General features: G+C 65.6%; 3 protein-coding genes. 1 reads left to right on the top strand and 2 read right to left on the bottom strand.

The annotated features are described in order from the left end of the window. A partial coding sequence (locus AC1D15_RS27515; protein ID WP_477828503.1) for a methyl-accepting chemotaxis protein occupies window positions 1-720 on the top strand: 720 nt, incomplete at its 5' end. 70 nt (window positions 721-790) lie between these two features. On the opposite strand, the gene istB is transcribed toward AC1D15_RS27515, so the two are convergent. Then, window positions 791-1678, bottom strand: coding sequence for an IS21-like element helper ATPase IstB (gene istB / locus AC1D15_RS27510; protein ID WP_477828502.1), 888 nt, complete (start codon window positions 1676-1678; stop codon window positions 791-793). Beyond that, the coding region (locus AC1D15_RS27505) for a Mu transposase domain-containing protein (protein ID WP_477828501.1) at window positions 1668-2372 on the bottom strand (705 nt) is incomplete at its 5' end. The genes AC1D15_RS27505 and istB, both read right to left, overlap by 11 nt.

Below are 2372 nucleotides of genomic sequence, written 5' to 3'. Positions count from 1 at the left end.
AGCGTGGCCTCCGAGGGAGGCAAAGTGGTCGACCAAGTAGTCGACACCATGCGCGGCATCAACGAGAGCTCCAGACGCATCGCCGACATCATCAGCGTGATCGACAGCATCGCGTTCCAAACCAACATCCTGGCGCTGAACGCCGCCGTTGAAGCCGCGCGCGCAGGCGAGCAAGGGCGCGGATTCTCCGTGGTGGCCGCCGAAGTCCGCAACCTGGCCCAGCGCAGCGCCGAGGCCGCCAAGGAGATCAAGGGTCTCATTTCCACCAGCGTCGAGCGGGTGGCGCACGGCACGACGCTCGTGGACCGTGCTGGCGAGACGATGACCGAGATCGTCGGCTCCATCCGCCGCGTGACCGACATCGTGAGCGAGATCAGTGCCGCCAGCCGGGAACAGAGTGCGGGCGTCGGCCAGGTGGGCGAAGCCATCAGTCAGATGGATCAAACCACCCAGCAGAACGCGGCGCTGGTGGAAGAAGGCGCTGCCGCCGCAGAAAGCCTGCGCCAGCAAGCGCAGCAGCTCGTTCAGGCCGTGGCGGTCTTCAAGCTGACTCAACATCGCGACGAGTGGGTACCAGCGCCGCCGCAGCCGATCGCGCCTGCAACCGGCAATGTGCGGCCCCTGGTCACTAAGCGTCCGGAGAAAAAGGCCGCGGTTGTCGCCGAAGCGGCGCAAGCGCCAGCACAAAAGACGGGTACCGACAATTGGGAATCCTTCTGAAGTGCTGACGCTGGAGTAATCTTTGCCGAGCGGAAATTCTGCGGCTGGCTTCGACGTCTGCAAGCCGCGGTCATTTCAACTGTCGAATCCTCCTGTTGTTGAGTTCCACGCAGAGGTGACCCGGGTTTCCATCCAATGTTGACCCACCAGTTTTCAAGCCAAGCCGGCTCACGTTTGTGGATAACTTCTTGGCTTTGGACTCCTTCTTGGGCAGTGTGGGTTGAGCGGAGCCGTTCTTGAAGCGGTAGCTGTCGTTGCCGGTCTCCAGGATGTGGCAATGATGCGTGAGCCGATCCAGCAGCGCGGTGGTCATCTTCGCATCGCCGAACACGGTGGCCCACTCGCTGAAGCTCAGATTGGTGGTGATCACCACGCTGGTGTGCTCGTAGAGCTTGGAGAGCAGGTGGAACAGCAGTGCCCCGCCAGAGGCGCTGAACGGCAGGTAGCCCAGCTCGTCGAGGATCACCAGGTCGGCGTACATGAGCCGGTTCGCGAGCTGCCCGGACTTGCCTGCGGCCTTCTCCAACTCCAGCGCGTTGACCAGTTCGATCGTCGAGTAGAGGCGCACGCGCCGATGCTGGTGCTCGACCCCCTGCACGCCCAGCGCCGTGGCCAGGTGCGTCTTGCCCGTGCCCGGCCCGCCCACCATGACGACGTTGTGCGCCTGCTCCAGGAACTCGCAGCGGTGCAGTTGCCGCACCAGCGCCTCGTTCACATCGCTGTAGGCGAAGTCGAAGCCAGTGAGGTCGCGGTAGGCCGGGAAGCGCGCGTGCTTGAGCTGGTAGGCCACAGAGCGCACCTCGCGCTCGGCCGTCTCTGCCTTGAGCAACTGGGAGAGCACGGGTTGCGCCGCCTCGAACGCCGGCGCACCTTGCTCGGCCACCGCCTGGGCCATGCCGTGCATCTTGAGCTGGCGCAGCATGATCACGAGGGCCGCCACCGCAGGGTCATGACGCATGGCCGCTCTCCCGGTGTGCCTGGACGTGGGCCACGGCGTGCGCTGCCTGCGCCTTGCCTCGCAGCGTGTCGTAGCGCGTGACGTTGGCCTGGGGCTCGTTGACCAGGCGCAGCGTCTGCGGCGCCGTGATCGGTGGGGCCGCCGGCTTGCCATCGAGCAGCCGATGCAGCACGTTGAGCACGTGCGTCTTCGTCGGCACCCCGGCCTCAAGCGCCAACTCCACCGAGGCAAGCACCGCCTGTTCCTCGTGGTGCAGGACTAGCGCGAGGACTTCCACCATCTCGCGATCACCGCCCGGCTGCTTCAGCAGCGCTGCCTGTAGACGCTTGAACCCCTGCGGCAGATCGGTGAACGGCGCGCCATTGCGCAGCGCCCCGGGCTTGCGCTGCAGCACCGCCAGGTAGTGCCGCCAGTCGTAGACCGTTTGCCCGCTGTGGTCGTGGCTGCGGTTGATCATCCGCTGGTGCTCGCAGATCACCTGGCCCTCGGTCGCCACCACGATCCGGCTGGCGTACACGCGCACGCTCACCGGCCGGTTCGCGTACGACGCCGGCACGCTGTAGCGGTTGCGCTCGAAGTGCACCAGGCACGTCGGAGACACCCGCTTGGTGTGCTCGACGAAGCCGTCGAACCGGCGCGGCACCTTCGCTGCGATCCGCTCGGACTCCTCGTAGTCCTTGATGTCCTCGATGCG

This window comes from Rhizobacter sp. P2_H2 (genome assembly GCF_056403375.1).
This window is presented reverse-complemented; position numbering and strand designations above follow the sequence as displayed.

Coding starts and splice junctions, on each gene's coding strand:
- istB (WP_477828502.1), bottom strand. CDS start 1,678: ATGCGTCATGACCCTGCGGTGGCGGCCCTCGTGATCATGCTGCGCCAG.